Source organism: Chitinophaga sp., from assembly GCF_036569125.1.
GTDB lineage: Bacteria > Bacteroidota > Bacteroidia > Chitinophagales > Chitinophagaceae > Chitinophaga.
This window is the reverse complement of record NZ_DATCRF010000812.1, coordinates 1-7278: the sequence shown is the minus strand read 5'-3', so window position 1 is coordinate 7278 and position 7278 is coordinate 1. Positions and strand designations below refer to the sequence as shown.

The following is a 7278-nucleotide window of genomic DNA, read 5'->3' as shown; positions in this document are numbered from 1 at the left end:
ATCCTTATCCGAGATTTCACTGATCTTCTCTTTTTTGCCAATCCCGCTTTTTTTTCTTATATTCAGTATGAAGTTATTTACCTGTCATGTCAAAAGAAGCGCAGATAAAAGCTGTTTTGGAGGATTATCTAAATGCTGAATCCTCCCTGAAAGAGTGCTCTCATGCAAGAGAAGAGACCCTGGTAAGATATAACCACCTCACTGAAGAACATCATCCTCCCGGTAACACCTACAACACGCATACCGCAGCCCCCATTATAAGCGCCTATGATGAAATAAAAAACCTGGACAAGCTTATTGAAGATACCCGGCACAAGCTCAGTGAGGCAGCCGCAAAAATAAAAGAATATATACATGCCCTGAAAGGACAGCCGCTTGAAGTACAATTTGCATTTGATTCGCTGAACCACCGGGCCGGCGCCCACCAGTTTTACCTGGAAAATGACGAATTAAGGGTGAGGCATTTATCCGTGAAGATACAGGAGCCGTAGATAACTTATTTCACACCGCGCGGCCTCTCCTGATAAGGTATTTATCCAAAAATATCAACCCCAGCAACACATTCCCGAAAAGCAGGCAATTAATAACTTTGCGGTTAACGTACTGGCCAATTTCCAGCCTGCTAACATCAACGGGTAAACGGAACTTGCCCGCTGCAGACCAGTTAAAAGAGGGGAGGGCATATGCCACAGCGGCGGCTATCAGCACCAGGAAGAACAGGGCGGTGCCATACACCACCTTTTTATTGAGATAGCTGCGGGATGCAGGTGCAATACGCGTTCCGGCAATAGCGCCCATCACTTTTTTAGAGAAGTCAGGGGAGGGAGGGCTAAGCTCCAGGTCGTCCCGCAAATGTTTTTCTATATCAAAACGTTTCTCCATAACCGTTCACTTAACGCTAATTTAAGATTTCTTTTATTTCATCTGCAAAATACAGCTCCAGCTTTTCTTTTAGCCGTAACCGCGCCCGGTGCAGCTTTACCTTTGCCGCATTGGCGGTAAGGCCCATAATAACGCCTATTTCCTCAATACTTTGCTCTGCTTTGTAGAACAGGGTAATGATGGTGGCGTCATCTGCGCTTAACAGCCCGATCACATGATTCACCAGCAGCTGTGTGGAGCGTTTTTCCGTTGGATTAGCACCATACCCGGTATGTTGTGCATGCACCGTTGCCGGATCCAGGGGATCCATACGGGGTTTTACCTTTCGCAAAAAGGTTTTGGTAGTATTCATTGCAATCGTACACAGCCAGGTGCTGAATTTGGCATCCCGCCTGAAATCTGCCAGGGAACGGTAAGCTTTCACAAACACATCCTGGGCAATTTCTTCCGCATCCTCGCGGTTGCGGCTGTAACGTAGCGCAATGGTAAATACAAAGTGCTGATACCGTTTTATCAATTCCTCAAAACTTTGCTGATCACCTTGTAGTACCTGGTTGATAATTTCGATGTCATCCATTCCAGCGTGCATAGATGAGAGGTATGACTACTATTATGACCCGGAGGTTACACTACAATTTAAAATAATTAGGGCGTTTTCTGTAACCTGATCTTTTTACCGGTAGTCAAAGCTGGTATAAACTTAATATTCATAACAAACACCTTATCATGAACAGTAATGAAATGTTAACGGCTATACTGGTGCCGCTGGCCGCGATGGCTTTAGTTTTTGGGATTATATACCTCTTCAGGAAAGAGAACCTGGCCATGATAGAAAAGGGCATGAACCCCAAAATAGACCGGCCGGCCCCTTACACCAACCTCAAATACGGCTTGCTGCTTACCGGCGGTGGAATGGGCTTATTGCTGGCATATCTTATAGATGTTGCCGTGCCGGCCATTAACGGAGAAGATAATGCTTCTATCTATTTCGCCCTTATTGCTATCTTTGGAGGCATCGGCCTTATTGCATCTTACCGCATCGAAAAAAAGGAACTCCTGGATAAACGCCCTGAATAAACAGTTATCTGACCCTTAAAAACAGCTCATGAAAGTTTTCAGTTACCGGATGCTGCTTGCCTCCCTTCTTTTACTGCCCTGTACTGCCCCTGCACAGTCTAAGAAAGTATTAGCGGAAAAGCTGGGATATCCTAAAGATGCTAAGCTCCTGATCATTCATGCGGATGATGCCGGCGTATGCCATTCGGCAAATGCAGCTATCATTGCCGCTTATGAGAAAAAAGCCATCAGCTCCGCTGCTATTATGGTGCCCTGTCCCTGGTTCCCTGAAATAGCTGCCTATGCAAAGGCGCATCCTGAGCTGGATTGGGGCATCCATATCACCTTAACCGCTGAATGGAAGAACTATAAATGGGGCGGTGTGTCATCTTCCAATGAGATCCCAAGCCTGCTGGATAAAGATGGGTATCTCTACCCTTCGGTGGAAGAGTTTAAGAAACATGCCAAACCGGAAGAAGTGCGGACAGAGATCCGGGCGCAGATCCGGAAGGCAATGGACGCCGGCATTAAATTAAGTCACCTTGATACCCATATGGGCAGCGTGTATGCATCACCGGAACTTGTTGAAATATACCAGCAGGTGGGTAAAGAATTTCATTTGCCGGTATTGGTGCCCATGAACATGATAAAGATGATGGCCCCGCAGATGCTGCCCTTTATCGACACCGTGAACAACGTGATCGTGGATCAGTTTATAACCGCCTACAAAGCCGCTCCGGCCGGTCAATGGCATGTGTATTATGACCAGGCGCTGGACCGGTTAAAACCCGGGCTGAACGAGATGATCTTTCACCTGGCATATGATAATGATGAAATGCAGGCCGTTACCATTGAGCACCCTGATTTTGGCGCTGCCTGGCGGCAGAATGATTTCAATTATGTGACCAGTGAGGCGTTTAAAACACTGCTTGAAAAAAAAGGGATCCATATTATTACCTGGAAAGATATCCTCTCATCGCAATAAGCATGCTGCCCTCACCTGAAAATCTTAAATTTGGAGGAAATCGGTCCCTTAATTCCTCCCAATGACATCTTATTACGATACTTTATTTGCCTATATCGCCCGCATCCTGGAGCTGCCGGAGCACGACAGGATCTCCTGCAGGGAAACCTTTCATCCGCTTACCGTGCCTAAAGATACGCTGCTGGAAACAGCGGGCAAGGTGCCCTTATACCACAACTTCATTGTTTCGGGTTATATGCGCAAGTATTATATCAATGAAAAAGGAGAGGAGGTGACCAGCGATCTGAATGATGGTCCCCGTTTTTTTACCTCCTACATGGCATTCGTTAATCAAACGGTATCCAATGAATACCTGCACTGCATCACGGACTGCGAGCTGCTGCGTATTTCCAAGCCGGATGCCGACCGTACGGCAGGTACCAGCTTCACGCAGAAGGATTATACCATCCGGCTGTTCCACCAGGTACAGGAAGAGTATCTTGAACGGATCGACGATCTGGCCAACCTGACAGCAGAGCAGCGTTACCGGAAATTCATTGACAGGTCGCCCAACATTATGAAACATGTACCGCTGAAGTATATTGCCTCTTACCTGGGCATCAAACCCGAAAGCCTTAGCCGCATACGGCGCGAGATTTCCTAACAATTGTTAAGTGGATTTGCCTGCGCACCGGATATTTTTGCAGGTATGCTTACATATCTGTTAAAAGCCCCTCAGGCGGTGGCTGCAAAAACCTTGCAGTGGACCGTCCGGAGCTGGTTTGCCATTTTTTTTGCAGGACAGCTGATCTTTGCCTCCTATATTATCCTGCTCTACTGGTGGTCCGCAGCACAGGGAAACCTGGAGCGCTGGAATGCTGCAACGCCGCATTTATATGTAAAAGGCGCAGCCTTTCATAATGCGGTGTTTGCGCTGCATATAGCAGTAGCTGCGCTCATAAGCCTGTTGGGGCCTTTGCAGCTGCTGCCGGCCATCCGGCAGTATGCGCCGCGTTTTCACCGTGTTAGCGGGCGTTTTTATATCTTCTTTGCTTTTGCTATTGGTATTGATGGGATGATGCTGGCCTGGCGGAAAGGGGCGGTAGGCGGAACCATGGATCACATCATTATCTCCATCAATGCACTTATTATCCTGGTATGCGCTTATTACACCATCCGCTATGCAGTGCAGCGAAAGCTGGCAGTACATAACCGCTGGGCTGTGCACCTGGTGCTGGGTATGAGCGGGGTATGGCTGTTCCGCGTTTTTTTAATGTGCTGGCTCATCGTTAACCAGGGGCCGGTTGGCTTTGACCCGGATACATTCACAGGCCCCTTTCTGACCATATTGGCCATTGCAGTATATATATTTCCGCAAGTAATGGTGTGGTGGTATTTTCAGGCGAGAGAGGCAGGCGCTGCCGGGCCGAAGTGGATCTTCTCCGCCGTGCTGCTGAGCATTACCCTGGGAATGTTGACCGGCGTTTTTGCTGCAACCATGGGAATGTGGCTGCCGCGGATCAAATGATAGGGAAGCTGAAGAAAAGAATATATCTTGGGGGGCTAAACCCACGTCATGAAATTTTTCTTGTTACCCGTGATCTGCTTATTCATGGCTGCTGCAGCCATTGCACAGGCAAAGGTGGATCTGAAAGATTATAAGCAGGCCAATGGTGCTGTGGTTACCCAACAGGGTCAATTGCTGAACATCAGCTGGCCGGCAGGCAATTCGCTCAAAGGCAGTGTAGTGCTTGACCTGGCGCCCTCGCGCCCGCTCTTTAAAACCATATCGCTTGGCCGGCAACAGATCACTGCGGGTGTAGATCCTGCTTTTGTGATGACCATTGGCGAAAGGGACCTGGTTTCCCAGAACGGCTGGAATATTTTTTTTGATAAGGTGCCCAACAAGCCGCATCAAACGTATCCGCTCACACTTCAAAAAACGGCGGTTGCTGTAAGAACAGCGGGCAGCCGTACAGTGGCCAGCATTGGCCCTGTTACGGCAGCGCAATTTTCCGGCATGCTGGAAATTACATTCTATAATGGAAGCCCCTTATTCAATATCGCGGCTGTGATCAGCACCGAAGCACAAGCTAAGGCTATTGTTTTCGATGCAGGTATGGTAAGCCGGGAGCCCGACTGGCAGCGCATTTTATGGATGAATACGGGCGACAGCCTGCAGCAGGCGCAGGTGATCCCTAACGATACTGCACGTAACCTTGCTGTAAAATACCGGGCCATCGCAGCAGCTGGAAAACAGGGCGCCATGGCCGTCTTTCCGCCACCGCATCAATATTTTTATCCGCTGGATGAAGCCTTTAACCTGGATTTTACCTGGTACGGCAATCAATACCGGCAGCTGGTGAACGGCTATGGCATTGGCATCCGGCAGGAGCTGCAGGGAGATAAACGCTATGTGCCCTGGTTCAATGCGCCTCCGGGCACCAAACAGCGGCTCAATTTCTTTTGCTTACTGAGCCAGGATAGCGATGCAGCAGCATTCACCACCCTGAAAGCGTTTACGCATAACGACCGCTATGCAGCGTTGCCGGGATTCAAAACTATGTCGAGCCACTTTCATAACGAGTTTGTGATGAAAGTTATGATGGCCGGAGGGCCCGTGCCGGAGCATCCTGAGTTCGTACAAGTTTTTAAGAACATGGGGGTTGATATTGTGCACCTCGCAGAATTTCATTACACCGCTGATCCCAAAGGGCCGGATGAAAAACGGCTGCCGCAGCTGAAAGCGCTTTTTGAATTATGCGAAAAGCAGTCAGATGGTAAATTCCTGCTGCTGCCTGGCGAGGAGCCCAATGAATTTTTCGGCGGCCACTGGCTGGATCTCTTTCCGCGGCCGGTGTACTGGGTAATGTCGCGCAAGCCGGACCAGCCTTATGTTGAAGAAAAACCCGGTTACGGAAAAGTATATCATATCGGGAACAAAGAGGAAATGCTGCAATTGCTCAATGATGAGCGGGGACTGGCATGGACCGCACATCCGCGGACCAAGGGATCTGTGAATACACCCGATAGCTACAATCATGAACCCTTCTTTTTGTCGGACCGTTTTATGGGAGCTGCCTGGAAAGCCATGCCTGCCGACCTTTCGCAGCCCCGCCTGGGTAAAAGGGTGCTGGATCTGATGGATGACATGAACAACTGGGGCACAAAAAAGACCGTCATCAGCGAAGCAGATCTGTTCACCATTACACAGCGCAATGAGATGTATGCGCATATGAACGTCAATTACCTGATGCTGGATAAGCTGCCCGCTTATAAGGACAGCTGGAACCCCATCCTTGACGCTATGCAGCACGGCCGTTTCTTCGGCAGCACAGGAGAAGTATTGATGCCGCTCCTGAAGATCAACGGTCATATTTCCGGCGACAGCCTGCAGCTGCCGGCCAATGGCCTTGCTAATATTGACCTGCAGCTCCGCTGGACCTTCCCCATGAACTTCGTGGAGATCATTTCCGGCGACGGTGAAAAGGTGTACCGTGAAAAAGTAGCCCTGACTGATACGGAAGCATTCGGGGAAAAAAGTTTCCGGTTCAGCAGCAAGCTGGCCGGCCGCAAATGGGTACGTGTGGAAGCCTGGGATGTTGCAGCCAACGGGGCTTTCAGCCAAACGTTCTGGCTACGGTAAGGGATCATTTCCCGGGGGCGCGCTACGGTCCGGGATCGTACACGCCTGTCCGTAACCGGACATGATTTTATGAGTAATGATTTTTAGCGTGTTGAAAATCAACCGTTTTTGTTTTGGTATATTCATTGAGCCGTAAGATCTTTTTACTGCTTATGTTCAAGAATTATTTCAAAATTGCCATCCGCAATCTTACACGCAACAAAGTATATGCTTTCATTAACGTAGCCGGGTTAAGTATTGGCCTGGCCTGCGCCATGCTCATCTTACTGTATGTTAAAGATGAAGTAAGTTTTGACCGCTTTCATACGAACGGCCCCCATCTTTACAGGATCGTTACTAAAAACATGCATAACGGCGTAGAATCCAAACAGTCCAGTACCGGCCTTCTGCAAGGTCCCCGGTTCACACAGAATGTTGCGGGCATCAGATCGTTTGTGCGGGTGGTAAGCGGCAATGAGGATTTTAAAAAGGGGACGGAGGTGGAAAGCAGGGAGCTGCTGCGGGTGGATTCCAATTTTTTATCGGTCTTTAATTTCGCTTTGGTCGATGGCGATAAGAAAACCTGTTTGCTGCAACCCCATTCCATAGTGCTTACCAAAGACGAGGCAAAAAAGCAATTCGGCACTGCGGATGCTGTGGGCAAAATACTGATGATGCGGGAGGACAGCACTTTTGTACCCTATAAAGTAACCGCTGTAACCGCTAACTGCCCGCAGAACTCATCTATACA

General features: G+C 48.9%; 9 protein-coding genes. 7 read left to right on the top strand and 2 right to left on the bottom strand.

Annotation, left to right across the window (positions count from 1 at the left end; genetic code table 11):
• The first annotated feature begins 86 nt into the window (after positions 1–86).
• Entirely contained in the window at positions 87–491 is a 405-nt protein-coding gene (locus VIM87_RS29885) for a hypothetical protein (protein WP_332000521.1), read from the top strand.
• A gap of 10 nt (positions 492–501) precedes the next feature.
• Here VIM87_RS29885 and VIM87_RS29880 read toward each other — a convergent pair whose 3' ends face one another.
• Positions 502–882 carry a hypothetical protein gene (locus VIM87_RS29880; RefSeq protein ID WP_332000520.1) on the bottom strand — a complete coding sequence of 127 codons (381 nt, stop codon included), beginning with the start codon at positions 880–882 and terminating at the stop codon, positions 502–504.
• Positions 883–898: 16 nt separating this feature from the next.
• Complete coding sequence (locus VIM87_RS29875; RefSeq protein WP_332000519.1) at positions 899–1459, bottom strand: RNA polymerase sigma factor; 561 nt, start codon at positions 1457–1459, stop codon at positions 899–901.
• Positions 1460–1608: 149 nt separating this feature from the next.
• Here VIM87_RS29875 and VIM87_RS29870 point away from each other — a divergent pair, with 149 nt between their 5' ends.
• The 6 genes from VIM87_RS29870 to VIM87_RS29845 form a co-directional block, all read left to right on the top strand.
• Positions 1609–1959, top strand: a complete 351-nt coding sequence (locus VIM87_RS29870; RefSeq protein WP_332000518.1) for a DUF6249 domain-containing protein — start codon at positions 1609–1611, stop codon at positions 1957–1959.
• A gap of 28 nt (positions 1960–1987) precedes the next feature.
• A complete protein-coding gene (locus VIM87_RS29865) occupies positions 1988–2923 on the top strand; it encodes a polysaccharide deacetylase family protein (RefSeq protein ID WP_332000517.1) in 936 nt (311 codons plus the stop codon).
• 61 nt (positions 2924–2984) lie between these two features.
• Positions 2985–3566: a Crp/Fnr family transcriptional regulator gene (locus VIM87_RS29860; protein WP_332000516.1), complete on the top strand. Its 582-nt coding sequence runs from the start codon at positions 2985–2987 to the stop codon at positions 3564–3566.
• Positions 3567–3611: 45 nt separating this feature from the next.
• On the top strand, positions 3612–4430 hold the full coding sequence (locus VIM87_RS29855) for a DUF2306 domain-containing protein (protein ID WP_332000515.1): 819 nt from the start codon (positions 3612–3614) through the stop codon (positions 4428–4430).
• Positions 4431–4478: 48 nt separating this feature from the next.
• A complete protein-coding gene (locus VIM87_RS29850) occupies positions 4479–6548 on the top strand; it encodes a hypothetical protein (protein ID WP_332000514.1) in 2070 nt (689 codons plus the stop codon).
• Positions 6549–6661: 113 nt separating this feature from the next.
• Positions 6662–7278 (top strand): ABC transporter permease (locus VIM87_RS29845; protein ID WP_332000513.1); only part of this gene is annotated, 617 nt, incomplete at its 3' end.